This is a genomic window from Pseudomonas sp. ASL4 (assembly GCF_056680395.1).
This window is the reverse complement of record NZ_CM155280.1, coordinates 951,321-977,290: the sequence shown is the minus strand read 5'-3', so window position 1 is coordinate 977,290 and position 25,970 is coordinate 951,321. Positions and strand designations below refer to the sequence as shown.

Genomic DNA, 25,970 nt, shown 5'->3' with positions numbered 1-25,970 from the left:
TGCCTTCGCGAGCAAGCCCGCTCCCACATTTGATTTCTGTTTGCATTTATTGCGCGGTGGCTTTGAGGCCGGTGAGCAGCAAACGCTGAAACAAATCCTCTTTCAAGCCTTCCGGGTTGGTCAGCTGCATCCGCTCCAAATGCCCGGGAAATTCCGAAGGCTGCGGCGCATCCAGCGCAGCCTTACCCAGCTCCAGAATCTCGGTCAGCTTGAACTTGCTCTTCAACCAGTTCAGCGCCCGTAACAAATCCCGTTCCACATCAGTGAAATCACACCCCAGCGGATACTCCGGAAACAGGTTCGGGTGCCGCGCCTGAATGGCCTGCAAGCGCTGAGGGTTGTTGTCGGTGAACCTCGGATCAATCCGGAAATTCTTCGGCAACTTGCCAACGGCCTGAGCCTGTTCGATCAGCCCCGGCTGGAAGCGTGAATCGCTGATGTTCAACAGCGCCTCAATCACCGCCGCATCGTTCTTGCCCCGCAAGTCGGCGATGCCGTATTCGGTGACGACGATGTCCCGCAGGTGTCGCGGGATGGTGCAGTGGCCGTACTCCCAGACGATGTTCGAATTGACCTCACCGCCCGACTCGCGCCAACTGCGCAGGATCAGCACCGAGCGCGCGCCTTCCAGCGCATGGCCCTGGGCAACGAAGTTGTACTGCCCGCCGACACCGCTGAGCACCCGCCCGTCTTCCAGTTGATCCGCCACACCGGCGCCCATCAGGGTCACGGTGAACGCGGAGTTGATGAACCGTGCATCGATGCGCTGCAAGCGTTTGAGTTCTTCCTGACCGTAGAGCTCGTTGATGTAGCTGATGCGGGTCATGTTGAATTCGAGGCGCTTGCTCTGGGGCAACTCGCGCAGGCGCTCATAGAAACTGCGCGGCCCGAGGAAGAACCCGCCATGCACCGAGATGCCGTCGGTTTGCGCGGCTTCATCGAGGGTGCCGTCGTTGGCCTGTTGCTGGGTTGCCACGTCCGGGTAGACCTTGCGCCGTACGATCCCGGCATCGGCCAATACCAGCAAACCGTTGACGAACATTTCGCTACAACCGTACAAGCCCTTGGCGAACGGCTCGACGCCACCTTCGCGATCAATCAACTGCGCCCATTGGCTCAGATTCAAGTCCGCCAACAACGCCTGGTAACCGGCGTTATCGGCCTGGCGTGCCAGCAATGCCGCCGTCAATGCATCACCCATGGAACCGATGCCGATTTGCAGGGTGCCGCCGTCGCGTACCAGCGCACTGGCGTGCAAACCGATGAAGTGGTCCTGGAAACCCACCGGCATATTCGGCGTGGAGAACAGCGTGGTGTTGTCCTTCTCGTCGATCAGCAAGTCGAAGGTGTCGATGCCGATTTCGGCGTCCCCCGGCATGTAGGGCAAATCGTTGTGCACCTGGCCGACGATCAGCACCGTCTCCCCCGCCGCCCGGCGTTTGGCGATCATCGGAAACAGGTCGAGGGTGATGTCCGGGTTGCAACTCAGGCTCAAGTGGTCCGGGTGTTCGGCATGGCTGGCCACCAGTTGCGCCACCAGGTTCAGGCCGGCGGCGTTGATGTCCCGGGCGGCGTGGCTGTAGTTGCTGCTGACGTAATCCTGCTGGGCCTGGGCGCTGTGCAGCAGGCTGCCCGGTTGCATGAAGAATTGCTCGACGTGAATGTTGGCTGGCAGGTCATCTTTGTGAAGATCGGCGAGGAAATCCAGCTCTGGATAGTCGCCGAAGACCCGTTCGATAAACGGTTCGAGGAAGCGCTTTTGCAAGCCATCGCCCAAGGAAGGCCGACCAAGGCACAGCGCGGTGTAAATCGTCAGCCGCCGTTCGGGCAGTTGCACGATGCGTTGGAACAGCGCATTGACGAAGTGGTTGGGTTTACCCAAACCCAAGGGCAAGCCCATGTGAATATGCAGCGGCAACCTTGCCAGTACGTCATCGACCGCCTGCTCGATAGAACATAACTGCACCATCTGATCCTCCCGCGCGTTCCGTGAATTGGGGTTGGACCGAGCTTGCCGGGTCTTTGCTGCAAAGAACAGTCTCAGAAGCCAAATCATGCGAACACTGATGACCCCTGTGGGAGCGGGCTTGTTCGCGAAAGCGGTGTGTCCGTCAGCATGATGGCAACTGCCAGGGCCCCTTCGCGATGCAAGCCCGCTCCCAGAAGGGATCTTCATTCACTTCAGGACAAAACAGCAGGCACAAAAAAGCCGCTCGTAAGCGGCTTTTTGCTGAAAATGGGGCTTATTTCAGGCCGGACATCTTCTGGATGGCGCCTTCAAGATCTTTCACTTCGCAGTCACTGCAGGTGCCTTTTGGTGGCATCGCATTGAGCCCTGCCAACGCAACCTTCGCCAAGCCAGCAGCGGTGCCGCCTTCTTTATCGGCGCGTTTTTTCCAGTCTGCGGCATCACCGATTTTCGGCGCGCCTAACAGGCCGGTGCCGTGGCAAGCATTGCAATGTTTGGCAATGATTTCATCAGGGGTTTTCGCTGCGCCGCCGCCTACCGAAGCAGCGACTTCCATCCCTTTGCATTCTTGACCTGTTACACAGACCTGGCCGACGGGCTCAAGACGCTTGGCGATGTCGTCGGTGGTAGAAGCTTGTGCGCTCACTGCCCATAGGGCCAATACAGTTGCTGGTGCAGCCAGCATTTTCATAATTAGGTTCACGCGTTCACCCTCAATGGTGGCTATTCACGCCCGCGGCCACGGTTCGCAGGCGGGCGCAAGTATAACGGCAAGCCCGCCACACTGAAACAACCCCAAAGTCGAAGGGGTCTTGTTGTGCGGTGTAAAACTGCTCGGGCGCCTCGGCAGTGCTGGCAGGACGCCTCTTTTCTTAGAAATTCGCCGGCGTGGCTGCGCTGATTAGTCGCGCCGGCGCGTCGAACGGATTCCGGAAACGGTGCGGCTTGGTACTTTCAAAGTAGTAGCTGTCGCCGGCTTCGAGCACAAAAGTTTCAGCCCCGACCACCAATTCCAGCCGACCTTCCACCAGAATCCCGGTTTCCTCGCCCTCGTGGGTGAGCATCTCGTCACCGGTATCGGCGCCTGGCGGGTAGATTTCATTGAGGAAGGCGATCGCCCGGCTCGGGTGAGCCCGGCCGACCAGTTTCATGGTCACGGCGCCATCGGAAATATCGATCAGCTCGTTGGCCTTGTAGACGATCTGAGTCGGTTTTTCCTGCAGGATCTCTTCGGAAAAGAACTCGACCATGGACATGGGAATCCCGCCCAACACTTTGCGCAGCGAACTGATCGAGGGGCTGACGCTGTTCTTCTCGATCATCGAAATCGTGCTGTTGGTAACACCCGCGCGTTTGGCGAGCTCACGCTGCGAAAGGCCTTTGAGCTTACGGATTGATTGCAGTCGTTCACCGACGTCCAATGCTTGCGCCTCCAGGGATTCAGGGTTGTTGAAATATTGAGCGTTATCATGGCGACAGCGTTCAGTATTTACAACACTTGGGCCTGAATCCTGTTCAGCGAGGCGACTTCCGGCGTGGCGTGCTTCGCCTCAAGACCCGGAATAGAGCAGTGGCACCCGGCGCAGGTTGCAGAAGACCTGATAAGGAATGGTGTCGGCAGCGGCGGCCACGTCGCTGGCGAGGATGTTTTTGCCCCACAACTCGACGGTGGAACCGAGGCCGGCCTGCGGCACATCGGTCAGGTCGATGCAAAGCATGTCCATCGAGACCCGGCCAATCAACTGGCTACGCTGCCCGGCGACCATCACCGGCGTGCCAGTCGGTGCCTGACGCGGGTAGCCATCGGCGTAACCCATGGCTACCACACCAACGCGCATCGGCTTGGGCGTGATGAATTTCGCGCCGTAACCGATCGGCTCGCCGGCCGGCAATTCGCGCACGCAGATCACTTTCGATTCGAGGGTCATCACCGGTTGCAGGCGCGAGGCCACAGCGTTGGCTTCTTCGAAAGGCGTGGCGCCGTAGAGCATGATGCCCGGACGCACCCAATCGCTTGGAATCTGCGGCCAACCGAGTACCGCCGGCGAGTTACGCAGGCTGACCTCGGCGGACAAACCCTGGCTTGCCGCTTCGAACACAGCGACCTGTTCGGCACTGGACTGCTCGTGCAATTCATCGGCCCGGGCGAAGTGGCTCATCAAAACGATCTTCGAGACTTTGCCGCTGGCCAGCAGCCGTTGGTAAGCCGCCTGATAATCCGCCGGATGCAAGCCAACCCGGTGCATGCCCGAATCGAGCTTGAGCCAGACCGTGATCGGCTTGCTCAGCGCGGCTTTCTCGATCGCTTCGAGCTGCCACAGCGAATGCACCACGCACCAGAAGTCATGCTCGACGATCAGCGACAGCTCATCGGCTTCGAAAAAACCTTCCAGCAACAACACCGGCGCACGAATGCCCGCGGCGCGCAGCTCCAACGCCTCTTCAATACACGCCACCGCAAACCCGTCCGCCTCGGCTTCCAGCGCCTGGGCGCAACGCACCGCACCATGGCCGTAGGCATCGGCCTTGATTACCGCGAGGGCCTTGGCCCCCGTGATTTCACGGGCGATTCGGTAGTTGTGACGCAGGGCTTGGAGGTCGATCAGGGCACGAGCAGGACGCATGGCGGCAGACTTCTAGGCGGTCATGGGAATAAAAACCGGCGCTGGCTGACGGCGTGAACCGCCAACAGCACCGGGAGAGGGATCGTTACTAACAGGTAGTTGCGGCGCGTTACGGCAGCGCGGCAACCACCGACAGCTCAACCAGGATTTGCGGTTCGCACAGCTTCGACTCAACGGTGGCACGAGCAGGGGCAACGCCTTTTGGCAGCCACTTGTCCCAAACCGAATTCATGCCTTCGAAGTGCGCATCGATGTCTTTCAGGTAAATCGTCACCGACAGTATGTGGCTCTTGTCAGTACCGGCCAGATCAAGCAAACGCTCGATGTTGGCGAGGGTTTCACGGGTCTGCTGTTCAATCCCGGCGCTCATGTCATCGCCGACCTGCCCTGCCAGATACACAGTACCGTTGTGGGCAACGATCTGACTCATGCGTTCATTGGTGAGCTGGCGCTGGATTGCCATGTTTTGCGGACTCCTGGATTTTGTGACCGTAACGGGAAATATCGAGGCCTTCGGCGCTGATCTGTGGGGTTTTCTTCGCCATCAGGTCAGCCAGCAAACGACCGGAACCACAGGCCATGGTCCAACCGAGCGTACCGTGGCCAGTGTTCAGGAACAGATTGCTGAACGGTGTAGCACCAACGATCGGCGTGCCGTCCGGTGTGGTCGGACGCAAACCGGTCCAGAAACTCGCCTGGGCCAGATCGCCGCCCTGAGGATAAAGGTCGTTGACGATCATCTCCAGGGTTTCGCGCCGACGCGGGTTCAGCGACAGGTCAAAACCGGCTATTTCAGCCATGCCGCCGACGCGGATACGGTTGTCGAAACGGGTGATCGCGACCTTGTAGGTTTCGTCGAGAATAGTCGAAGTCGGGGCCATCGCCGGGTTGGTGATCGGCACGGTCAGGGAGTAACCCTTGAGCGGATACACCGGTGCCTTGATGCCCAGCGGCTTGAGCAGTTGCGGCGAGTAGCTGCCGAGTGCCAGGACGTAGCGGTCAGCAGTTTCCAGCTTGCCGTCGATCCACACGCCGTTGATGCGATCACCGGCGTGATCGAGGCGCTGAATGTCCTGGCCGTAGCGGAATTCCACACCCAGCTTCACGGCCATTTCGGCCAGGCGGGTGGTGAAGATCTGGCAGTCGCCGGTCTGGTCGTTCGGCAGGCGCAAGGCACCGGCAAGAATGTCGGTGACGCTGGCCAAGGCCGGTTCGACGCGAGCAATACCGGCGCGGTCGAGCAGTTCGAACGGCACGCCGGACTCTTTGAGCACGGCGATGTCTTTCGCGGCGCCGTCGAGTTGAGCCTGGGTGCGGAACAGTTGAGTCGTACCGAGGCTGCGGCCTTCGTAGGCGATGCCGGTTTCGGCGCGCAATTCGTCGAGGCAGTCACGGCTGTACTCGGACAGACGGACCATGCGCTCCTTGTTCACCGCATAGCGATTGGCGGTGCAGTTGCGCAGCATCTGCGCCATCCACAGATATTGGTCGATGTCGGCAGTGGCCTTGATTGCCAGCGGCGCGTGACGCTGCAACAACCACTTGATCGCCTTGAGCGGCACGCCCGGCGCAGCCCACGGCGAGGCATAACCCGGGGAGACTTGCCCGGCGTTGGCGAAACTGGTCTCCATGGCGGCAGCCGGCTGACGGTCCACGACCACCACTTCAAACCCGGCACGTGCCAGATAGTAAGCACTGGCGGTACCGATGACGCCGCTACCCAAGACCATAACGCGCATTTTTGTGTCCCTCATCGCGGCGTACCGCTGACGTTTGATGTTCAGACCGAAGATGTGCGCAGTTTAAAAAAGATTAGCCAGTGCTTTTCACTATATAAGTGCCTATATTTGGCGACAATTCTCGGCAAAAACCCTTTTCACGGAGGCGCATCCCCTATGCGTACCAATACTCAGACCAAACGTGAGCTGGACAAGATCGACCGCAACATCCTGCGGATCCTGCAAGCGGACGGGCGCATCTCCTTCACCGAGCTGGGGGAAAAGGTCGGTCTGTCGACCACGCCCTGTACCGAGCGGGTTCGCCGACTGGAGCGCGAAGGGATCATCATGGGCTACAACGCCCGGCTTAACCCGCAGCACCTCAAGGGTAGTCTGCTGGTGTTTGTAGAGATCAGCCTCGACTACAAATCCGGCGATACTTTCGAAGAGTTCCGACGCGCGGTGCTGAAGCTGCCTCACGTGCTGGAGTGCCATTTGGTGTCAGGGGATTTCGACTACCTGGTGAAAGCGCGGATTTCGGAGATGGCTTCGTATCGCAAATTGCTGGGCGATATCTTGCTCAAACTGCCGCATGTGCGCGAATCCAAGAGCTACATCGTGATGGAAGAGGTGAAAGAGAGTTTGAGTTTGCCGATTCCGGATTGAGATCAAGTCGTCTGGACGGACGCCATCGCGAGCAAGCTCGCTCCCACAAGTACAGCGCTGTCCATGTGGGAGCGAGCTTGCTCGCGATTGGGTCGACCCGGTCCATCTGAAGGAACGCGGCCGTTAAACCAACACCTGCCGCGTCGAAGCCATGTACTCATGAATCTGCTTCTCCACCCGCGGATGAATCAGCTCCACCGGCCCGCGCCCATTGGGGCATGGCAAGGTCTTGGTGGTGCCGAACAATCGGCAGATCAGCGGCCGCTCGTCATACACGGTGCAGCCCTGTGGCCCCAGGTGCACGCAGTTCAACTCATCCATCGCCGCATCCTGCTCGGCGCGGGTCTTGCGCGGCAGACGGGACATTTCTTCCGGCGAAGTGGTCACCGGCCCACAGCAGTCATGGCAGCCAGGCACGCACTCGAACGAGGGGATCTGCTGGCGCAAGGTACGAATTTTCTGACTGTTGCAGCTCATCGAAGCGGTGACCAAAAGCGGAATAGACCGGGATTCTGACGCAAAAGCCCCGATCCAGACAGCAGCAACCGACCAGTGTTGCCCGTGCCGGAAGGTCCGGCTTATGCTCCGTCAACTTTTTCAAACACACGCCTCTGGATGACGCACATGAACGCCCGTGTTCAGCAACCGGCCCCGAATCACCGCCACGCCGCCTCTTATTACGCCGCCAGCAGCCTGCCGCAGCCCGATCATCCGGGGCTTCAGGGCGAGTTGATGGCGGATGTGTGCGTGGTCGGCGGCGGGTTCTCCGGGTTGAACACCGCGCTCGAACTGGCTGAACGCGGACTCAGCGTGGTGCTGCTGGAAGCGCACAAAATCGGCTGGGGGGCCAGTGGGCGTAACGGCGGGCAATTGATTCGTGGCGTCGGCCATGGCCTTGATCAGTTCGCCAACATCATCGGTGCCGACGGCGTGCGTCAGATGAAACTCATGGGCCTGGAAGCGGTGGAAATCGTCCGACAACGGGTCGAGCGTTTTCAGATCCCCTGCGATCTGACCTGGGGCTACTGCGACCTCGCCAACAAGCCCCGCGACCTCGAAGGCTTTGCCGAAGATGCCGAAGAGCTGCGCGGCCTCGGTTATCGCTACGAAACCCGACTGCTGCAAGCCAATGAAATGCATTCGGTGGTCGGCTCCGACCGTTACGTGGGTGGCTTGATCGACATGGGCTCCGGGCATTTGCATCCGCTTAACCTGGCGCTTGGCGAAGCGGCGGCCGCGCAGCAATTGGGGGCAAAACTGTTCGAACAGTCGGCGGTCACCCGCATCGATTACGGCACCGAAGTGAAGGTTCACACCGCCCAGGGCTCGGTCCGCGCCAAGACCCTGGTACTGGGTTGCAACGCTTACCTCAATGACCTCAACCCCGAACTCAGCGGCAAAGTGCTGCCGGCCGGCAGTTACATCATCGCCACCGAACCGTTGAGCGAAACACAGGCTCACGCGTTGTTGCCGCAGAACATGGCGGTTTGCGACCAGCGCGTGGCACTGGATTACTACCGACTCTCGGCGGATCGACGCTTGCTGTTCGGTGGGGCCTGCCATTACTCAGGACGAGACCCGAAAGACATCGCCGCGTATATGCGGCCGAAGATGCTGGAGGTGTTCCCGCAACTCGCCGGGGTGAAGATCGACTATCAATGGGGTGGCATGATCGGCATCGGCGCCAATCGCCTGCCGCAGATCGGCCGGCTCAAGAACCAGCCGAATGTGTATTACGCCCAGGCCTATTCCGGTCACGGGGTGAATGCCACGCATTTGGCGGGCCAGTTGCTGGCCGAAGCCATCAGCGGGCAGCACAGTGGTGGGTTTGATCTGTTCGCCCAGGTGCCGCACATCACCTTCCCCGGCGGCCAGCATTTGCGTTCGCCATTGTTGGCGTTGGGGATGTTGTGGCATCGGCTTAAAGAGTTGGTTTGATAGCGCGACTACTGACGCCTTCGCGAGCAAGCCCGCTCCCACATTTGATCTCTGGCGCGCACAAGATGCGTGCCTACCGCTGATCCCCTGTGGGAGCGGGCTTGCTCGCGAATGGGCCGAAAGAACACCGCCGCTATCAGATCCTCCAGAAGGGTTTAAGCCCCTCCTCCAACGCCTGCTCCCGACTCAACCCGACATCCCTGAGCTGCTCCGGGGACAGGCTCAGCAACACCCGGCGCGTGTGTAGACGATGCCAGAACAGACCCCAGCGACCAAGGCAGGACGGCGCGTTGCGCAGGCACGCCTCACGGGTGCCGTTGATTTGCCCTGCCGTCAGTTCCTGACTGTGTAACGTCAGCCGCACATCGCTCAAGCCGTTCATTTTGATTGCTCCTGTTTACTTGGGTAGCCAGAGCTTTCATGATGCGTGGGCGACAAAAAGCATTACAGATTCAAAGCATCTGTATTAATTCCATACAGATTACTGTTCAGCCCTCTGAATCCTGTATTTTTGCCCCATCTGTATGGGTTAACCGAATCACCTGTATCGAGGCAGTGCCATGACCCTTTACGTCAATCTCGCCGAATTGCTCGGCACGCGTATCGAACAGGGCTTCTATCGTCCCGGCGACCGGCTACCCTCAGTGCGGGCGTTGAGTGTCGAACACGGGGTCAGCCTGAGCACGGTGCAGCAGGCCTATCGGGTGCTCGAAGACGGCGGGTTGGCGACACCGAAACCCAAATCCGGTTATTTCGTGCCGGTCAGCCGCGATCTGCCGGAACTGCCCGCCGTTGGCCGTCCGGCGCAACGCCCGGTGGATATTTCCCAATGGGATCAGGTGCTGGAATTGATCCGCGCCGTGCCACGCAAAGACGTGGTGCAACTGGGCCGCGGCATGCCAGACATCACCACGCCGACCATGAAACCGCTGCTGCGCGGGCTCGCGCAGATCTGTCGACGCCAGGATATGCCCGGCCTGTATTACGACAACATCCACGGCAACCTCGAACTGCGCGAACAGATCGCCCGACTGATGCTCGATTCCGGCTGCCAATTGAGCGCCGCCGACTTGGTGGTGACCACCGGTTGCCACGAAGCCCTGTCCACCAGCATTCGCTCCATCTGTTCGCCCGGCGACATCGTCGCGGTGGATTCGCCAAGCTTTCACGGCGCCATGCAAACCCTCAAGGGCCTGGGCATGAAAGCCCTGGAAATCCCCACCGACCCGATCACCGGCATCAGCCTCGAGGCGCTGGAACTGGCCCTGGAACAATGGCCGATCAAGGCCATACAGTTGACCCCCAACTGCAACAACCCCTTAGGCTACATCATGCCGGAGGCGCGTAAACGCGCGTTGTTGAACCTGGCACAGCGGTTCGATGTGGCGATCATCGAAGACGATGTGTATGGCGAACTGGCCTACACCTACCCGCGTCCACGCACGATCAAATCTTTCGATGAAGACGGCCGTGTCCTGCTTTGCAGCTCCTTTTCCAAGACACTGGCGCCGGGATTGCGCATCGGCTGGGTGGCACCCGGCCGTTATCTTGAGCGGTTGCTGCATATGAAATACATCAGCACCGGCTCCACGGCGCCGCAAGCCCAAATCGCCATCGCCGACTTCCTCAAGGGCGGGCATTTCGAGCCGCATCTACGGCGGATGCGCACCCAGTACCAACGCAATCGCGATGTGATGATCGATTGGGTCACGCGCTACTTCCCCGCCGGCACCCGGGCCAGTCGACCCCAGGGCAGTTTCATGCTGTGGGTCGAGCTGCCGGAAGGCTTCGACACGTTGAAACTGAATCGTGCGCTGCACGATCAAGGCGTACAGATTGCCGTCGGCAGCATCTTTTCGGCCTCGGGCAAGTACCGAAATTGCCTGCGGATGAACTACGCCGCCAAGCCGACACCGCAGGTCGAAGACGCGGTGCGCAAGGTCGGCGCCGCGGCAATCAAACTCTTGGCGGAGACGCTCGCCGACTGATGAAGACTGAATGAGCGTCGTCTATCCCGCCCGGCACACCACCTCGACGGTTTCGTAAGGCATGGATGCTTCAGGAAGCGCGGCGGTGTCGAGTTCCAGATGGCAGGGCTGGTCATCGGTCAGCAACACCTGCAACCGAACCTTGTCAGGTGCATCGGCCAGGTACACCAGGCCGGCGTCCACCACGCTGGTCAGGTACTCGCCCTGGTCACCAAAAACCGATGCGCCTTTGGGCACCCAGTCACCCTCGGCTGTACGAACGTGGAGCATCAACCGGCGTACCGAGCCCACGCTGAAGTCCAGTCGCGGAACTGCGCCATGCCCGGCCTCGACCTCTTGATAGCCGTTGAGCACGTCAAGGTGACGGGGCAGGCTGACGGTGTCGATTTCGATACGACTGGTCTGGTAGGCCGGCAGGCTCGCAGCCACTGCACGCCCACCGCCATCCGTCCAGACCGGGCCTTGCGGCGTGCTGACCTTTATCCCGGCAGCATCGCCAACCTTGAGCAGGCCAAAGGTGTCACGCAGCGGATAGGGTGACGGTGTCAGGCCCTCATCATGAATGGCCAGGCCACCGCGCAGCGCGAGGTCGTAGCTCGTAGCACCAGCGCCGCTACGGGAATAACCGAGGTCGACACTGGTGTAACGCGGCAACACACTGAGCCTCGCGTTCATGTCCATTTGACCGGTATTGGAACGTTCCGCACCAAGGCGGTAAGCCAGGGTATCGCTGACCTGCTCGTTATAGCTGGCGCCGGTGCGCAGCCCGCGCACGTTGTCGTGACGGCTGTAGGCGTTCACGTGGCGGTTTTTCCCCAGCGGCAAACCGAGGGTGACGTACGCGCCAGTCCCGCGTGCACCGGGCAGGTTGCCGCCGCTTTCGTGCTGCACGCTCAACGACAGATTGGCCCCTGAGAAGACCCGCGACCAGGATGCGCTGATCCGCGAACGGTCCTGGCCCTCATCCATGGCATAACGCGACAGTGCCCCGGTGAACGCACCCCATTGTCGGCTGGAATGACTTAACGAAGCCCCCCACTGACGCTCGGCGCGGCCATAAGGGTCCTGAGCCTGCGCCTCTAGCCCGGTGTCTGCGAGGGTTCGAAACCCCTCATTACGCTGGCTCATCGTCAAGCTAGCGGACCAACTCTGGCCTAACGTTGTGCTGAAGGTCGCTTGAAGTTCCTGACCACTCGCCGACGCTGGCGTGCGCGAACTCAAATGTTGAAAACTCGCCACAGTCCCGCGAGCCAACGCGTGCTGCACGCCCCAGCCCAGGGACTGATAGTCGCTGGCACCCATCAGCCCGGAGCTGAACCGAGTGTCTGTCGCCCATTGCCAGTCTTTGCTCGCGGCCAGAAAAGTCGGTGCAGGTCGATCATCAAAGGTGAATCGTCGAACCTTGCCCGCCGAAAAAACATAGCCGGGCTGGGCGCCTACCGTGGCGGGGCGTAGGTTGGCGGCCGGAACGCGGATTTGCCGCTGCTCCCCATTCTCTTCAAAAACAGTGACCTCGATGTCTAACTGATAGCTGAGCAACGGTAAGTCACGGAGCGTAAACGGCCCCGCGGGAACCACGGTGGTGTAAATCACCACACCGCTCTGACGCACCTCGACACGCGAAGGCGAAAAGGCCAACCCTTCGACCGCCGTCCCGGTCCCCAGACCTTCGCTACTGCGTCGAGCCAGGGCCGTTTCCGGCAGGATCTGCACACCGGTAAATGGCTCCCCGGCGAACAGCGGTGAGTTCATGTTGAGCTGGCCCAGTTGCACCGTAGCCTGGTAGCGCTCCAGGGTGTGAGAGGCCTGGGTATACAGGTGTTCGAAGCGCTCCACGCCATCAAACGAGGTGTAGTTTTGCCGGCTGCGCACCACCCAGTCCCCTGCGTTGAACCCCAGTTCGGTACCCAGGTTCCGAAATTGGCTGGATTGCCCCTGAGTCGAGCTTGAGACCACCAGCGCGTCATAGTTCAGCAAACCCGCCGCGCCCCCCGAGACCCAGGACCTTTGCCGGGGACCCCGCGTGAGCAGTAAATCGGTGGGCACTAGCAACGACACCTGCTGCAGGCCCGGATCAAGTCGCACTTGCGCTCCGAACAAGGCATCGACAGCCCGCAAACACTGCGCAACATCGGCACGTTCGGGCACATCCGGGGGGGCGACAATGGCAGCGTGATCGAGCAGGTTAGCGTCAAGGCACAGCTGCCCTTGCTCATCAAACGTCGCCAACACTTGCCCCGACGTCGTGCCATTGACCTGCAAGAGCACTCGGCTGCGACCGGCCTGAAAACGTGGCGCGGCGCGGAAATGTTCGGCGACACCCGGGTCAATACCCCGCGCCTCAAGCACCGAGCCATCGAACTCGGTGAACGTCTCGCCCCAGGCTTTTTCCAGGGTCACGATGACCAGGACAATGCCACTGACCAAACGAAGCGAAAGTCGACGGGCAACGCTGCAACGAAGCACTACGGCAAGCTCAGCGGCGCATCGTAACTGTCCACCGCAAAGCCGTAAGTCGTCGCAGGAAACAGTCGGACATGGGTGCCCAGCGTCGAGGACGCGGCCAGGGTCAAGACCTCGCCGGGCAGAACGTAGGTGCGCCCCAGATCGAGAGTGGCGCCGCCGGGGATCAGATTCGCGGATTTCGCCAACCTCACCACATACGGGCTCGGGTTACTCACCTTGATCTGGTTGCCGGCGACCGACCAGACCAATTGCTTCCATGGCATGCGATCCACGGGCAGATTGGCCGGACGCAAAATGACCGGAATGTTTTGCCGCACGCCCAGGCTGACATGGGCGCCATTCGCGTCTTGCCGGGGCTTGATGCCCTCGAACACCACGCGTTTGAGCCGCTCGGTTTCCAGCGGCTTGGTACTGGTCATAATAAACCGCACTTGCTGGCTCTTGCCGGGCTCGACCCGCGCCACTGGCGGGTTCAGCACCAGCAGCGGTTCGTCATCCTCGGCAATATGTTCGATGGAGCTGTAGAGCAACGCTGGCAGCTCATCAGAGTTTCTGACGTTGAGCATGGCCTCGCCCAACGCCTGATCGATCACTACGACCGGCGTTTCCGGGACCATGCCGGCGGCATGCAGGCTCACGTGCGTAAACGACAGGCACAACGCGGCGACGGCGCCGAGCACCTGCGAGGGTTTCAGGGAATGCATGAGGTTCTCCAGGAGGCATCGACCGACGCCGCAAACGCAGCTTCGACCGATGCCCGTGACGCAGTAAAACCTGACCACGGCGGTTTTTTTCAGGCGAACAAATGCCCTGGTTCGCGCCAGGCGAACCCCGTCAATTGGTCAGGGTCAGAGCTTAATAACGCAGCGAGTGCGACGGCTCAGAGGTAGAACACATCGAACGTAACCGAGCCGTCGAGTTTGAACTCGTCGGTGGTCGGCGGCAGGTCAGCGGTAGGTCGAATCGACGCTGCCACTTTCATCGGGAAGGTGTGCAAGCGTGCAGCCGCTGGACCGGTCGCTGCGCTCGGCCCCCAGGAGTAGGAGATCGGCGCGTTGGATACCAACCCACTGACCGGGACACGCCATACCGGGTTGGCCGGCGAGCGCACCAGGAACGTTTGCGAGACGCCATCGGTCAACGGTTGACCGACCAACAGACCGAAGCCACCAATCCCTACGCCTTGGGTGCTGCCCAGGCCATAGTAAAGGTCATCGTTGGTGCGACCGTTAAAGGTCAGACCCGGTACCTTGGTGGCGCCACGGTTATCGGTGACCGCAATTTCCACCGCAGCCGGTGCATCGCACGCGATTTTCAGAGTGATATCCCGAGGCGGCAAGTTGTTTTGTGCGCTCGGGCTCAGGTTGCCGGAGAGGATACGACCCAGGTCAACATTGTTGCCGCCGGCAAAGGCAGGAATACACGAGGTCGGGACAACCGTACCGGTGACCGTCAGGTCAACGCTGTTTGCCTGAGCGGCAAAGGGGGTCAACGCAACAGCCAGGACGCTGCTCAAATAGAACTTTTTCATCATCACTTACCTGTGAAATGGTTGGGACATTGATGCAGATGCCGCGCAAGGAAAGATCACTCTTTTCTTCCACTCCAAATGCCTGGCGATCATTCCGTTTTTTGTAGGACTTTTATGTAGGACGACGAGGCGTTACAGATCGGAATTTTCAGCAGATGCTGTAGCCTCTTCAGGTTCATCGGGAGGAATCTGACGATCTACCCCAACCATTTCTCTTGAACACGACGAATTCTCTGGCCGTGCCATACTTCGGCCGTTACCCAAACCCGAGACGATCCGATTTGAGAGTCAGTCCGACCCTACCCTTCGTTCTGTTACTCGCCTTGCTGCTCAATGGCTGTGCAAGCCTCGACGTCTCGCGTGAGCCCAGCCAGGCATTGCCGGCGGGCAACTCGGCCTTCGGTCGCTCAATCCAGGCCCTGGCCGCGCCCCATCAAGGGCAATCGGGCTTCCGCCTGCTTTCCAACAGCACCGAAGCCTTCATGGCTCGCGCCGAGTTGATCCGCAACGCACAGACCAGCCTCGATTTGCAGTACTACATCGTCCACGACGGCATCAGCACCCGCATGCTGGTGGAGGAATTGCTCCAGGCTGCAGATCGCGGCGTGCGGGTGCGGATCCTGCTCGATGACACCACCAGCGATGGTCTGGACCAAATCATTGCAACCCTGGCGGCACACCCGCAGATTCAGATCCGTCTGTTCAACCCGCTGCAACTGGGCCGCAGTACCGGCGTGACGCGAAACATGGGCCGGTTGTTCAACCTGTCGCTGCAACACCGGCGCATGCACAACAAGCTGTGGCTAGCGGACAACAGCGCGGCCATCGTCGGCGGACGCAATCTGGGCGATGAGTATTTCGATGCCGAGCCCAACCTGAATTTCACCGACATCGACATGCTCAGCGTCGGGCCGGTGGCTGAGCAGCTCGGCCACAGTTTCGACCAGTATTGGAACAGCGCCCTGAGCAAGCCGATCGACGAATTTCTCTCAAGCAAACCGACGGCCAAGGACCTGCAAAACACCCGTACGCGCCTGGAAGAATCCCTGGAGGAGACCCGCAAACAGAATCACGCGCTGTATCGGCAACTGATGACCTATACCAGGCATCCGCGCATGGACATCTGGCGCCAGGAGCTGATCTGGGCCTGGAACCAGGCACTGTGGGATGCACCGAGCAAGGTGCTGGCCAAGGGCGAACCCGACCCGCGGTTATTGCTGACCACGCAGTTGGCACCTGAGCTCAACGGCGTCAGCAAAGAGCTGATCATGATTTCCGCCTACTTTGTGCCTGGCCAACCGGGGCTGGTGTACCTGACCGGCCGCGCCGATGCCGGGGTCTCGGTGAGTTTGCTGACCAACTCGCTGGAAGCCACCGATGTACCGGCGGTGCACGGCGGTTATGCGCCGTATCGCAAGGCGTTGCTGGAGCACGGCGTGAAGCTGTTCGAACTGCGGCGCCAGCCCGGCGCCGGTGGTGGCAGTAGTCCGCATCTGTTCCGGCGCTCGGCCTATCAGGGCTCGGATTCGAGCCTGCACAGCAAGGCGATGATCTTCGACCAGCAAAAATCCTTCATCGGCTCATTTAACTTCGATCCGCGTTCGGTGCTCTGGAACACCGAAGTCGGCGTGCTGGTGGACAGCCCGGAGCTGGCCGCGCGCTTGCGTGAACTGGCCGTGCAAGGCATGGCGCCGCCGCTGAGTTATGAGGTAAAACTGGAAAACGGCCAGCTCGTCTGGGTCACCGAAGACAACGGCAAACTGCACACATTGACCAAGGAACCGGGGAATTGGTGGCGACGGTTCAATGCGTGGATGAGCACTACCGTGGGCCTGGAACGGATGTTGTAACCAGTAGGCTTCAATCCATTGTGGCGAGGGGGCTTGCCCCCGTTGGGCTGCGAAGCGGCCCCCAAACTGGCGACATCATCCGCCAGAAAAATCGCGGTGAATGGTTTTACGACTGCTGCGCAGCCGAACGGGGCGATGCGGCGTTCCGACAAGCCCCCTCGCCACACAAGCCCGCTCCCACAGGTTTTCAGGCGGGTTCGGCCACCGCGCCAAACGCGCCTTGGCGCATCAGCAAAATCACCAACCCCAACGCCCCGACCGCCATCAGCAACGGCAACGCATGCCCGCTGATCCACTGACTGCCGGCCCCGGCCGCCAATGGCCCGATCAGGCAGCCAATCCCCCATAGCTGCGCAATGTGGGCATTGGCCCGCACCAGCGCATCATCGCGATAGCGCTCGCCGATCAGGATCAGCGACAAGGTAAACAAACCACCGGCACTCGCACCGAACAGCACCCACAGCGGCCAGATCAACAACGTATCGATCAGCAGCGGAATCGCCAGGCTCGACAGCAGCAGGACCACGGCGCACCCGGTGAACAACGTCCGCCGGGACAGTCGATCCGCCAGCGCACCGATGGGCAGTTGCAGCAAGGCATCGCCGACCACCACGGTGCTGACCATCGCCAAGGCGATCTCTGCGGTGAAGCCCTGTCGCAGGCAATACACTGGCAACAACGTCAGGATCATCGCTTCGAACGCGGCGAACAGCGACACCGCCCAGGCAATCGCCGGCAAGCCCCGGCAGAAATTCAGCAAATCGCCGAAGGTCACGCTGCTGGCTTCGCTGCTCGGTGCGCCGCTACGGCCCAGCAACAGCAACGGTGCCGTCAGCAGTAAACCGACGCCGACCCAAAAACCGTAATCCTGCTCGGTGCCCAGCGCGCCCAACAGCAACGGCCCGCCCAGTTGGCTCAACGCATAGCTGCTGCCATACAGCGCCACCAGTCGCCCGCGCCATTTCTCGACCACCAGTTGGTTGATCCAGCTTTCGCCGAGGATGAAGACGAGGGTCAGGATCACCCCGATCATCAACCGCAACACCAGCCAGATCGGATAACTCGGTAGCAGCGCCAGCAAACCGATGGACACCGCCCCGGCCCACAGGCACAGACGCATCAGGTTGGCCGTACCGAAACGCGCCGCCAGGTGGCTGGAGATCTTCGCCCCCAGCAGCACACCGATGGCTGGCATGGCCGCCATCACACCAATCGCGAACGAACCGTAGCCCCAGTTTTCCAGGCGAAACGACACCAGCGGCATGCTGACACCCAGGGCCAGCCCGACACTCAAGACAGACGCCAACACGGCGAAATAAGTCGCCCAACGCATGTTCCACACTCCTGTGGATATTATTATTCTGGCAACACAAAGCAAATGTGGGAGCGGGCTTGCTCGCGAAGAGGCCATCACATCCAACATCATCGTTGGCTGTTACGGCGCCTTCGCGAGCAAGCCCGCTCCCACAAGGGATCTGCGTCGATCAGGAGCCCGATTGACTACCGGGCTCCGTCACTGGCTTACAACTTGATCCAGGTCGCCTTCAGTTCGGTGTATTTGTCGAACGCGTGCAGCGACTTGTCGCGACCGTTGCCCGACTGCTTGAAACCACCGAACGGTGCAGTCATGTCGCCGCCGTCGTACTGGTTGACCCAAACGCTACCAGCGCGCAGTGCCTTGGCGGTCAGGTGAGCCTTGGAAATGTCTTTGGTCCACACCGCAGCGGCCAAGCCGTATGGCGTGTCGTTGGCGATCTGGATAGCTTCCTCGGCGGTGTCGAAAGCAATGACCGACAACACCGGGCCAAAGATTTCTTCCTGGGCGATTTTCATCGCGTTGCTCACGCCGTCGAAAATCGTCGGCTCAACGTAGGTGCCACCGGTTTCCTGAAGAATGCGCTTGCCGCCAGCCACCAGTTTGGCGCCGTCGGTGTGACCGGATTCAATGTAGGACAACACGGTGTTCATCTGCTGGGTGTCCACCAGAGCGCCAACGTTGGTCGCCGGGTCCAGCGGGTTGCCCGGCTTCCAGGTTTTCAACGCTGCGATCACCAGCGGCAGGAAGGTGTCCTTGATCGAACGCTCGACCAGCAGACGCGAACCGGCGGTGCAGACTTCGCCCTGGTTGAAGGCGATGGCGCCGGCAGCCGACTCAGCGGCGGCTTGCAGGTCTGGGGCATCGGCGAACACGATGTTCGGGCTCTTGCCGCCGGCTTCGAGCCAGACGCGTTTCATGTTCGATTCGCCGGAGTAGATCAGCAGTTGCTTGGCGATCTTGGTCGAACCGGTGAACACCAGGGTGTCCACGTCGTTGTGCAGGGCCAGGGCCTTGCCGACGGTGTGGCCATAACCTGGCAGGACGTTCAGCACGCCTTTCGGGATACCGGCTTCAACCGCCAGTGCGGCGATGCGGATGGCGGTCAGCGGCGATTTTTCAGACGGCTTGAGGACCACCGAGTTACCGGTGGACAGCGCCGGGCCGAGTTTCCAGCAGGCCATCATCAACGGGAAGTTCCACGGCACGATGGCTGCGACCACACCCACCGGCTCACGGGTCACCAGACCCAACTGATCGTGCGGGGTAGCGGCGACTTCGTCGTAGATCTTGTCGATGGCTTCACCGCTCCAGCTCAAGGCTTGCGCCGCGCCGGGAACGTCGATGTACAGGGAATCGCTGATCGGCTTGCCCATGTCCAGGGTTTCAAGCAGGGCCAGCTCTTCGGCGTGCTGTTTCAGCAGGCCGGCGAAACGGATCATGGTGGCTTTGCGTTTGGTCGGCGCCAGGCGCGACCACGCGCCGGAATTGAAGGTGGCGCGGGCGTTTTCCACAGCGCGCTGGGCATCGGCGGCGTCACAGCTGGCGATCTTGCCCAGCAGACGGCCATCGACCGGGCTGATGCACTCGAAGGTCTCACTGGAGACGGCATCGGTGTATTCGCCATTGATATAGGCGCGGCCTTCGATCTTCAGATCGCGAGCCCGTTGTTCCCAGTCGGCACGAGTCAGGGTGGTCATACGAGTGTCCTCCTCTTGTTGAATACGAGTGCCCCGCGTTCTTCGCGGGTGCTGTCAGGAATTCTGCCCGGCCAGCCTGCTATCGGCCCAAGGCACCTGCCACCCTAAACCAGTGGCCGGGGTTGTATCAATATATTTGACACAAGGTCGGCAAACGGCCTTGCAGTGTTCATTTTAATAAACATAGACTTTGGGTCTTTTCAGCCATCGCGCCGCAATCACGGGGAATTACAACAATGAATATCCAGGATGTCGTCGACTTCAGCCAAGCCACCACGCAGCCTGATCGCTATCGGCCAGACCCGGCAAAAGTCCTCAAGGGCGACCCAGAGCAAGCGGTGTACAACCACTACAACAGCCCGTGCGGCCAGATGAGCGCCGGCGTGTGGGAAGGCGAAATTGGCCAGTGGCTGGTGAATTACACCGAGCATGAATACTGCGAGATTGTTCAGGGCGTGTCGGTGCTGCGCGATAACGATGGCAACAGCAAAACGCTACGGGTGGGTGATCGCTTTGTCATTCCGGCGGGCTTCCGGGGTACGTGGGAAGTGCTGGAGGCGTGCCGCAAGATTTATGTGGTGTTTGAACAGAAGGCCTAAAGATTTTTGTTGTCTGGGCCGGCCTCATCGCGAGCAAGCTCGCTCCCACAGGAGATTTGCGTCGATCATAAAACCTGTGGGAGCGAGCTTGCTCGCGATGAGGGCCTGACAGGCAACGCATAACCCACAGGCAACAAAAAAGGCCCGTATCTCGCGATACGGGCCTTTTTCATAAGTCGGAAAAATCAATTACTTGATTTTGCCTTCCTTGTAGATCACGTGCTTACGAACAACCGGATCAAATTTCTTGATCTCGATTTTGTCCGGAGTAGTACGCTTGTTTTTGTCGGTAGTGTAGAAGTGACCAGTACCGGCGCTCGAAATCAAACGAATCAATTCACGCATGATTAGCTCCCTTAGATCTTGCCGGCTTTGCGGATTTCGGCCAGCACGACAGTGATGCCACGCTTGTCGATAATACGCATGCCTTTGGCAGATACGCGCAGACGCACGAAACGTTTCTCTTCTTCAACCCAGAAGCGGTGATGCTGCAGGTTCGGCAGGAAACGACGACGGGTTTTGTTGTTTGCGTGGGAAATGTTATTCCCAGTCACCGGACCCTTACCGGTAACTTGACATACTCTCGACATGCCTCAGCCCTCTAAAACCACATGCCCAACCCGGCATGGGTTGGCCGCTTAATCTCTCAGTCATTTGGCGCCAGGCGCCGCGTTTCTTTAGAGGTCTTACCGGCTACACCTACAGTGAAGGAACCGGGCCCCTAGAAAAGAGCGCTGCTTTATACCAGAAAGACCTCAGAGCAACAACATTCAGTGTGCGATGAATTCACAAAAAGCCCATTTTCCTGGCCACGAGCGCCTTGGACAAAGGCTATCGTCGATGGTGACCGCTCGTCGCAGAGCATCGGCCAACACGCCAATTCGAAGGTTTCCTCATCCACCGCACAACCAAAACTGGCGCCTATAGTCCCCCCAAAATGAAAAAGGGGATAGTCATTTGCAAAAGAGCCCACTAGGGTAGGCCTTTTCCAGACTGCACTTGCAGATGGGCCTTCGATCTGTAAAGGAATCCGACCATGCGCCTCGCTGCACTCCCCCTCTTGCTTGCCCCCCTGCTGCTGAGCCCGCTGGCCCACGCCGCCGCCCTCACCATCTGCACCGAGGCCAGCCCCGAAGGGTTCGACGTGGTGCAATACAACTCGCTGACTACCACCAATGCCTCGGCCGATGTGCTGATGAACACTTTGGTGAACTTCGATACAGCCAGCGGCAAAGTGGTCGCCAGCCTAGCGGATAGCTGGGAAGTCACGCCCGACGGCCTGAGCTACGTCTTCAAATTGCATCCGCAGGTAAAATTCCACAAAACCGAGTACTTCAGCCCGACTCGCGACTTGAGCGCCGAAGACGTGAAGTTCAGCTTCGACCGCATGCTCGACCCGGCCAACCCGTGGCACAAAGTCGCCCAAAGCGGCTTCCCACACGCCCAGTCGATGCAACTGCCGGCGCTGATCAAAAAGATCGACGCCCTCGACCCGCTGACCGTGCGCTTCACCCTCGATCACCCGGACTCGACATTCCTTGCGACCCTGAGCATGGGCTTCGCGTCGATCTATTCGGCCGAATACGCCGACCAGTTGATGAAGGCCGGCACCCCGGAGCAGCTCAACAGCCAGCCGATCGGCAGTGGCCCGTTCATCTTTACGCGCTTCCAGAAAGACGTGGCGATTCGCTACAAGGCCAACCGCGACTACTTCGGCGGCAAGCCGTCGGTGGACCCGTTGATCTTCGCGATTACCCCGGACGCCAACGTGCGCTTGCAGAAATTGCGCCGCAACGAGTGCCAGATCGCCCTGTCGCCCAAGCCTCTGGATGTGGTGGCCGCGCGGCAAGAACCAGCGCTGAAAGTGGAAAAGACTGACGCCTTCATGACCGCATTCGTCGGCATCAACAGTCAGCATCCGCCGTTGGACAAGCCCGAAGTCCGCCAAGCGATCAACCTCGCCTTCGACAAGGCCAACTACATCAAGGCCGTGTTCGAAGACACAGCTGAAGCGGCGAACGGCCCTTACCCGCCGAACACCTGGAGTTATGCCAAAGGCTTGCCGGGCTATCCGCATGACGTCGAAAAAGCCAAGGCATTGATGGCCAAAGCCGGGTTGAAGGATGGTTTTCAGACCACCATCTGGACTCGCCCTTCCGGCAGTTTGCTGAACCCCAACCCGAGCCTCGGCGCGCAACTGCTGCAATCCGACTTGGCGGAAATCGGCATTCAAGCTGAAATCCGGGTGATCGAATGGGGCGAACTGATCCGTCGCGCCAAGGCCGGCGAGCATGACCTGCTGTTCATGGGCTGGGCCGGCGACAACGGCGACCCGGACAACTTCCTCACGCCGCAGTTTTCCTGCGCCGCGGTCAAGTCCGGCACCAACTTCGCCCGTTACTGCAACCAGGACCTGGACAAGCTGATCAGCGCTGGCAAGACCACCAGCGAGCAAGGCGTGCGCACCAAGCTCTACGAACAGGCCCAGGCGCAGATCCAGCAGCAGGCACTGTGGCTGCCGCTGGCGCACCCGACGGCGTTCGCGTTGACGCGCAAAGATGTGCAGGGTTACTCGGTAAGCCCGTTTGGTCGGCAGGACTATTCGAAGGTCAGCATCAAGTAGAAACCATGGGAGCGGCTTTTGTGGCGAGGGAGCTTGCTCCCGCTTGAGTGCGCAGCGCTCACAAGATCTTTGGGGCCGGTACGCAGCCCAGCGGGAGCAAGCTCCCTCGCCACAAAAGCTCGCTCCCAGCGCCTTACACCCCGCTACATCCACCCATACTCAGCCATCGACAGCGGATCACCGTCGCCGATGATGAAATGGTCGAGTACCCGCACATCGACCAGCTCCAATGCCTCTTGCAGGCGCTTGGTCAGCATTCGGTCGGCCTGACTGGGGTCGGTGTTGCCCGATGGGTGGTTGTGGCACAGGATCAGCGCCGCGGCGTTGTGAGCCAGGGCGCGCTTGACCACCTGCCGCGGATAAACACTGGTGCTGTCGATGGAGCCACGAAACAGCGCTTCAAACGCCAGTACCCGGTGCTTGGAATCCAGAAACAGACAACCGAACACCTCGTGGGGCTCATGGCGCAGCATGGCCTTGAGGTAGTCGCGTACCGCCAAAGGACTCTCCAGCACCGAATCCCGGCGTAATCGCTCGGCCAGATGCCGCCGGGCCATCTCCAGCACCGCCTGCAACTGGGCGAACTTTGCCGGACCCAAGCCCAATTGGCTGCTGAAGGCCCGTAGATCGGCCTCCAGTAAAGTGCGCAGACTGCCGAATTGACTCAACAGGTGTCGCGCCAGGTCTACCGCGCTTTTGCCGGACACGCCGGTCCGTAGAAAGATTGCCAGCAGCTCAGCATCAGAAAGACTCGCCGAACCTTGTTCAAGAAGCTTCTCTCGCGGCCGCTCTGCTGCCGGCCAATCGCGAATGCTCATAGCACCTCCATGTCTGTGGGCGCCGCTGTTCCGTAGCGGTCGCTGTGATATCGTAGCCCATCTTTTTTGCGGGCGAATTCATCCCTGGGGAGGGGGTTTCGCCATGCAGTCATCAACGAAATGAAAGGCAGACCTATGCAGCGGCTGTATCGGAAACGCATCGTTCTGGGCGTCGGTGGCGGTATTGCTGCCTACAAGAGCGCCGACCTGGTTCGCCGCCTGATCGATCAGGGCGCCGAAGTGCGCGTGGTCATGACCCGTGGCGGCAGCGAGTTCATTACCCCGCTGACCATGCAGGCCTTGTCCGGGCACCCGGTCCACCTCGATCTGCTGGACCCGGCGGCCGAAGCCGCCATGGGCCACATCGAGCTGGCCAAATGGGCCGACCTGGTGCTGATCGCCCCTGCCACCGCAGACTTGATCGCCCGCTTGGCCCAAGGCATTGCCAATGACCTGCTGACCACCTTGGTGCTGGCCACCGACGCCGTGGTCGCCGTTGCACCGGCGATGAACCAGGCCATGTGGCGCGACCCGGCGACCCAAGCCAACCTGCAATTGCTCGAAAGCCGTGGCTTCAAGTCCTTTGGTCCAGCCTCCGGCAGCCAGGCCTGCGGCGACGTCGGCATGGGCCGCATGCTCGAAGCCACCGACCTCGCCCAGTGCGCGGCAGACTGCTTCCAGCGTCAGGCACTGACCGGCAAACACGTACTGATTACCGCCGGCCCGACCCAGGAAAACATCGACCCGGTGCGCTACATCACCAACCACAGCTCCGGCAAAATGGGCTTTGCCCTGGCCGAAGCCGCAGTGGAAGCCGGCGCCCGCGTAACGCTGATCACCGGCCCGGTGCACCTGCCGACCCCGGATCGCGTCACCCGCATCGATGTGGTCAGCGCCCGCGACATGCTCGCCGCCTGTGAAGCCGCGATCCCTTGCGACCTGTTCATTGCTTCGGCAGCGGTCGCGGACTACCGCCCGGAAGTCGTCGCCCCACAGAAACTCAAGAAAGACCCTACGAACGGCGACGGCTTGTTGCTACAGATGGTGCGTAACCCAGACATCCTGGCCACCATCGCCACGCGCCCCGACCGTCCGTTCAGTGTCGGTTTCGCCGCCGAAACCGAACACCTGCTCGATTACGCTGCGCGCAAGTTGAAAGACAAGAACCTCGATTTGATCGTCGCCAATGACGTCGCCAACCCGAGTATTGGCTTCAACAGCGAAGAAAACGCCTGCAGCGTGATCGATCGTGAATTGCACGCCACACTTTTCGCCCAGACCAGCAAGAGCAAGATTGCTCGCCAGCTGATCACTTTTATCGCCGACCGTCTGAACCAGGTTTAATTTACATGCACGCTTTGCAAGCCAAGATCCTCGACCCCCGCATCGGCACCGACTTCCCGCTGCCGCAGTACGCCACCCCAGGCTCCGCCGGCCTCGACCTGCGCGCCATGCTGGAAAAAGACACCGTGATCAAGCCGGGCGAAACCCTGCTGATCCCGACCGGCCTGTCCGTCTACATCGGCGATCCAGGCCTGGCGGCGCTGATTCTGCCGCGCTCCGGCCTGGGCCATAAGCACGGCATCGTGCTAGGCAACCTGGTCGGCCTGATCGACTCCGATTACCAGGGTCCGCTGATGGTTTCGTGCTGGAACCGTGGCCAGACCGACTTCAACATGGTGGTCGGTGAGCGTCTGGCTCAGTTGGTGTTGGTTCCTGTGGTTCAAGCGCACTTCGAGATGGTCGAAGAGTTCGTTGAGACCGAGCGTGGCGCTGGTGGTTTTGGTCACTCGGGCAGCCATTGATTCACAGGTGATCCTGTGGCGAGCGAGCTTGCTCGCGCTGGGCTGCGAAGCGGCCCCAAAAACTTTGTAAGTCATTACCGATTTTGTGAGTGCTGCGCACTCAAGCGGGAGCAAGCTCCCTCGCCACAGATGCTCTGTATGCTGGAAATTGCACAGACGTCATCTGAAAGGTTTATCACTGCAAATCAAGGTTTTGGCCGGCCAAATGCTTGCTGAAGACGGTGGCATGGCCTTTACACACCACGAACTCTCTGTGGAAAACGCCGTCATACCCTTCAGTTTGAGCCTGTCGACCCGTAGTTCACAGGCAGGTCCAGCCACTTTCGAAATGGAGCATTCCCACAGATGAGCAGCCCAGCC

24 protein-coding genes are annotated in these 25,970 nt (G+C 60.2%); 8 read left to right on the top strand and 16 right to left on the bottom strand.

Annotated elements, in window-relative coordinates:
* Positions 1-46: 46 nt before the first annotated feature.
* The 6 genes from AC1MEW_RS04260 to dadA all read right to left on the bottom strand — a co-directional run bounded on the left by AC1MEW_RS04260 (position 47) and on the right by dadA (position 6,332).
* Positions 47-1,969, bottom strand: coding sequence for an acetyl-CoA hydrolase/transferase C-terminal domain-containing protein (locus tag AC1MEW_RS04260; RefSeq protein ID WP_480425491.1), 1,923 nt, complete (start codon positions 1,967-1,969; stop codon positions 47-49).
* A 274-nt stretch (positions 1,970-2,243) separates the two neighbouring features.
* Positions 2,244-2,660 carry a c-type cytochrome gene (locus tag AC1MEW_RS04255; protein ID WP_201198885.1) on the bottom strand — a complete coding sequence of 139 codons (417 nt, stop codon included), beginning with the start codon at positions 2,658-2,660 and terminating at the stop codon, positions 2,244-2,246.
* A 181-nt stretch (positions 2,661-2,841) separates the two neighbouring features.
* Positions 2,842-3,390, bottom strand: coding sequence for a cupin domain-containing protein (locus AC1MEW_RS04250; RefSeq protein ID WP_047226150.1), 549 nt, complete (start codon positions 3,388-3,390; stop codon positions 2,842-2,844).
* A 129-nt stretch (positions 3,391-3,519) separates the two neighbouring features.
* Entirely contained in the window at positions 3,520-4,593 is a 1,074-nt protein-coding gene (alr, locus tag AC1MEW_RS04245; protein WP_480425490.1) for an alanine racemase, read from the bottom strand.
* 109 nt (positions 4,594-4,702) lie between these two features.
* Complete coding sequence (locus AC1MEW_RS04240) at positions 4,703-5,056, bottom strand: RidA family protein (protein ID WP_201198887.1); 354 nt, start codon at positions 5,054-5,056, stop codon at positions 4,703-4,705.
* Positions 5,028-6,332 carry a D-amino acid dehydrogenase gene (gene dadA / locus AC1MEW_RS04235; protein WP_201198893.1) on the bottom strand — a complete coding sequence of 435 codons (1,305 nt, stop codon included), beginning with the start codon at positions 6,330-6,332 and terminating at the stop codon, positions 5,028-5,030. Before dadA ends, AC1MEW_RS04240 begins: the two co-directional genes overlap by 29 nt.
* A gap of 156 nt (positions 6,333-6,488) precedes the next feature.
* On the opposite strand from dadA, the gene AC1MEW_RS04230 reads away from it, so the two are divergent.
* A complete protein-coding gene (locus tag AC1MEW_RS04230) occupies positions 6,489-6,977 on the top strand; it encodes an Lrp/AsnC ligand binding domain-containing protein (protein ID WP_003177284.1) in 489 nt (162 codons plus the stop codon).
* Positions 6,978-7,100: 123 nt separating this feature from the next.
* On the opposite strand, the gene AC1MEW_RS04225 is transcribed toward AC1MEW_RS04230, so the two are convergent.
* Complete coding sequence (locus tag AC1MEW_RS04225) at positions 7,101-7,454, bottom strand: YkgJ family cysteine cluster protein (RefSeq protein WP_201198895.1); 354 nt, start codon at positions 7,452-7,454, stop codon at positions 7,101-7,103.
* A 147-nt stretch (positions 7,455-7,601) separates the two neighbouring features.
* Between AC1MEW_RS04225 and AC1MEW_RS04220 the strand changes: the two genes are divergently transcribed.
* Entirely contained in the window at positions 7,602-8,915 is a 1,314-nt protein-coding gene (locus AC1MEW_RS04220; protein ID WP_201198897.1) for an NAD(P)/FAD-dependent oxidoreductase, read from the top strand.
* A 136-nt stretch (positions 8,916-9,051) separates the two neighbouring features.
* Here the strand turns inward: AC1MEW_RS04220 and AC1MEW_RS04215 are convergent, their stop codons facing one another.
* A complete protein-coding gene (locus AC1MEW_RS04215) occupies positions 9,052-9,297 on the bottom strand; it encodes a DUF1127 domain-containing protein (RefSeq protein ID WP_201198899.1) in 246 nt (81 codons plus the stop codon).
* Positions 9,298-9,475: 178 nt separating this feature from the next.
* On the opposite strand from AC1MEW_RS04215, the gene AC1MEW_RS04210 reads away from it, so the two are divergent.
* On the top strand, positions 9,476-10,903 hold the full coding sequence (locus AC1MEW_RS04210; protein WP_201255313.1) for an aminotransferase-like domain-containing protein: 1,428 nt from the start codon (positions 9,476-9,478) through the stop codon (positions 10,901-10,903).
* Between the two features lie 21 nt (positions 10,904-10,924).
* On the opposite strand, the gene AC1MEW_RS04205 is transcribed toward AC1MEW_RS04210, so the two are convergent.
* The 3 genes from AC1MEW_RS04205 to AC1MEW_RS04195 all read right to left on the bottom strand — a co-directional run bounded on the left by AC1MEW_RS04205 (position 10,925) and on the right by AC1MEW_RS04195 (position 14,900).
* Positions 10,925-13,369 (bottom strand): fimbria/pilus outer membrane usher protein, encoded by a 2,445-nt coding sequence (locus AC1MEW_RS04205; protein ID WP_480425488.1) that lies wholly within the window; start codon positions 13,367-13,369, stop codon positions 10,925-10,927.
* Positions 13,369-14,073, bottom strand: a complete 705-nt coding sequence (locus AC1MEW_RS04200) for a fimbria/pilus chaperone family protein (protein WP_201255315.1) — start codon at positions 14,071-14,073, stop codon at positions 13,369-13,371. Before AC1MEW_RS04200 ends, AC1MEW_RS04205 begins: the two co-directional genes overlap by 1 nt.
* 176 nt (positions 14,074-14,249) lie before the next feature.
* A complete protein-coding gene (locus tag AC1MEW_RS04195) occupies positions 14,250-14,900 on the bottom strand; it encodes a DUF1120 domain-containing protein (RefSeq protein WP_322269960.1) in 651 nt (216 codons plus the stop codon).
* Between the two features lie 281 nt (positions 14,901-15,181).
* On the opposite strand from AC1MEW_RS04195, the gene AC1MEW_RS04190 reads away from it, so the two are divergent.
* A complete protein-coding gene (locus AC1MEW_RS04190; RefSeq protein ID WP_201255317.1) occupies positions 15,182-16,750 on the top strand; it encodes a phospholipase D family protein in 1,569 nt (522 codons plus the stop codon).
* Positions 16,751-16,937: 187 nt separating this feature from the next.
* Here the strand turns inward: AC1MEW_RS04190 and AC1MEW_RS04185 are convergent, their stop codons facing one another.
* Entirely contained in the window at positions 16,938-18,083 is a 1,146-nt protein-coding gene (locus tag AC1MEW_RS04185; RefSeq protein ID WP_201198919.1) for an MFS transporter, read from the bottom strand.
* Between the two features lie 188 nt (positions 18,084-18,271).
* Complete coding sequence (locus AC1MEW_RS04180; protein WP_201198921.1) at positions 18,272-19,765, bottom strand: aldehyde dehydrogenase; 1,494 nt, start codon at positions 19,763-19,765, stop codon at positions 18,272-18,274.
* A gap of 236 nt (positions 19,766-20,001) precedes the next feature.
* On the opposite strand from AC1MEW_RS04180, the gene AC1MEW_RS04175 reads away from it, so the two are divergent.
* Positions 20,002-20,364 carry a cupin domain-containing protein gene (locus AC1MEW_RS04175; RefSeq protein ID WP_123403799.1) on the top strand — a complete coding sequence of 121 codons (363 nt, stop codon included), beginning with the start codon at positions 20,002-20,004 and terminating at the stop codon, positions 20,362-20,364.
* A 189-nt stretch (positions 20,365-20,553) separates the two neighbouring features.
* Here the strand turns inward: AC1MEW_RS04175 and rpmG are convergent, their stop codons facing one another.
* The gene (gene rpmG, locus AC1MEW_RS04170) at positions 20,554-20,709 is read right to left on the bottom strand and encodes a 50S ribosomal protein L33 (protein ID WP_007894709.1); all 156 of its coding nucleotides are present in this window, start codon (positions 20,707-20,709) and stop codon (positions 20,554-20,556) included.
* Positions 20,710-20,720: 11 nt separating this feature from the next.
* A complete protein-coding gene (gene rpmB, locus AC1MEW_RS04165; RefSeq protein WP_007894701.1) occupies positions 20,721-20,954 on the bottom strand; it encodes a 50S ribosomal protein L28 in 234 nt (77 codons plus the stop codon).
* A gap of 446 nt (positions 20,955-21,400) precedes the next feature.
* Here rpmB and AC1MEW_RS04160 point away from each other — a divergent pair, with 446 nt between their 5' ends.
* Entirely contained in the window at positions 21,401-22,987 is a 1,587-nt protein-coding gene (locus tag AC1MEW_RS04160; RefSeq protein WP_480425485.1) for an ABC transporter substrate-binding protein, read from the top strand.
* Positions 22,988-23,130: 143 nt separating this feature from the next.
* Here the strand turns inward: AC1MEW_RS04160 and radC are convergent, their stop codons facing one another.
* Positions 23,131-23,805, bottom strand: a complete 675-nt coding sequence (gene radC, locus AC1MEW_RS04155) for a RadC family protein (RefSeq protein ID WP_201198927.1) — start codon at positions 23,803-23,805, stop codon at positions 23,131-23,133.
* Between the two features lie 135 nt (positions 23,806-23,940).
* On the opposite strand from radC, the gene coaBC reads away from it, so the two are divergent.
* Together coaBC and dut are read left to right on the top strand one after the other, a co-directional pair.
* A complete protein-coding gene (gene coaBC, locus AC1MEW_RS04150; protein WP_201205063.1) occupies positions 23,941-25,149 on the top strand; it encodes a bifunctional phosphopantothenoylcysteine decarboxylase/phosphopantothenate--cysteine ligase CoaBC in 1,209 nt (402 codons plus the stop codon).
* A gap of 5 nt (positions 25,150-25,154) precedes the next feature.
* Entirely contained in the window at positions 25,155-25,610 is a 456-nt protein-coding gene (gene dut, locus AC1MEW_RS04145) for a dUTP diphosphatase (protein ID WP_134420907.1), read from the top strand.
* Positions 25,611-25,970 lie beyond the last annotated feature (360 nt).

Excerpts from the sequence above, each read along its gene's own strand:
- AC1MEW_RS04185 (WP_201198919.1), bottom strand. The coding sequence starts at position 18,083 with ATGCGTTGGGCGACTTATTTCGCCGTGTTGGCGTCTGTCTTGAGTGTC.
- radC (WP_201198927.1), bottom strand. The coding sequence starts at position 23,805 with ATGAGCATTCGCGATTGGCCGGCAGCAGAGCGGCCGCGAGAGAAGCTT.
- rpmG (WP_007894709.1), bottom strand. The coding sequence starts at position 20,709 with ATGCGTGAATTGATTCGTTTGATTTCGAGCGCCGGTACTGGTCACTTC.
- AC1MEW_RS04220 (WP_201198897.1), top strand. The coding sequence starts at position 7,602 with ATGAACGCCCGTGTTCAGCAACCGGCCCCGAATCACCGCCACGCCGCC.
- AC1MEW_RS04260 (WP_480425491.1), bottom strand. The coding sequence starts at position 1,969 with ATGGTGCAGTTATGTTCTATCGAGCAGGCGGTCGATGACGTACTGGCA.
- AC1MEW_RS04255 (WP_201198885.1), bottom strand. The coding sequence starts at position 2,660 with ATGAAAATGCTGGCTGCACCAGCAACTGTATTGGCCCTATGGGCAGTG.
- coaBC (WP_201205063.1), top strand. The coding sequence starts at position 23,941 with ATGCAGCGGCTGTATCGGAAACGCATCGTTCTGGGCGTCGGTGGCGGT.
- AC1MEW_RS04195 (WP_322269960.1), bottom strand. The coding sequence starts at position 14,900 with ATGAAAAAGTTCTATTTGAGCAGCGTCCTGGCTGTTGCGTTGACCCCC.
- AC1MEW_RS04230 (WP_003177284.1), top strand. The coding sequence starts at position 6,489 with ATGCGTACCAATACTCAGACCAAACGTGAGCTGGACAAGATCGACCGC.
- rpmB (WP_007894701.1), bottom strand. The coding sequence starts at position 20,954 with ATGTCGAGAGTATGTCAAGTTACCGGTAAGGGTCCGGTGACTGGGAAT.
- alr (WP_480425490.1), bottom strand. The coding sequence starts at position 4,593 with ATGCGTCCTGCTCGTGCCCTGATCGACCTCCAAGCCCTGCGTCACAAC.
- AC1MEW_RS04180 (WP_201198921.1), bottom strand. The coding sequence starts at position 19,765 with ATGACCACCCTGACTCGTGCCGACTGGGAACAACGGGCTCGCGATCTG.
- AC1MEW_RS04200 (WP_201255315.1), bottom strand. The coding sequence starts at position 14,073 with ATGCATTCCCTGAAACCCTCGCAGGTGCTCGGCGCCGTCGCCGCGTTG.
- AC1MEW_RS04240 (WP_201198887.1), bottom strand. The coding sequence starts at position 5,056 with ATGGCAATCCAGCGCCAGCTCACCAATGAACGCATGAGTCAGATCGTT.
- AC1MEW_RS04175 (WP_123403799.1), top strand. The coding sequence starts at position 20,002 with ATGAATATCCAGGATGTCGTCGACTTCAGCCAAGCCACCACGCAGCCT.
- dut (WP_134420907.1), top strand. The coding sequence starts at position 25,155 with ATGCACGCTTTGCAAGCCAAGATCCTCGACCCCCGCATCGGCACCGAC.
- dadA (WP_201198893.1), bottom strand. The coding sequence starts at position 6,332 with ATGCGCGTTATGGTCTTGGGTAGCGGCGTCATCGGTACCGCCAGTGCT.
- AC1MEW_RS04225 (WP_201198895.1), bottom strand. The coding sequence starts at position 7,454 with ATGAGCTGCAACAGTCAGAAAATTCGTACCTTGCGCCAGCAGATCCCC.
- AC1MEW_RS04160 (WP_480425485.1), top strand. The coding sequence starts at position 21,401 with ATGCGCCTCGCTGCACTCCCCCTCTTGCTTGCCCCCCTGCTGCTGAGC.
- AC1MEW_RS04210 (WP_201255313.1), top strand. The coding sequence starts at position 9,476 with ATGACCCTTTACGTCAATCTCGCCGAATTGCTCGGCACGCGTATCGAA.
- AC1MEW_RS04215 (WP_201198899.1), bottom strand. The coding sequence starts at position 9,297 with ATGAACGGCTTGAGCGATGTGCGGCTGACGTTACACAGTCAGGAACTG.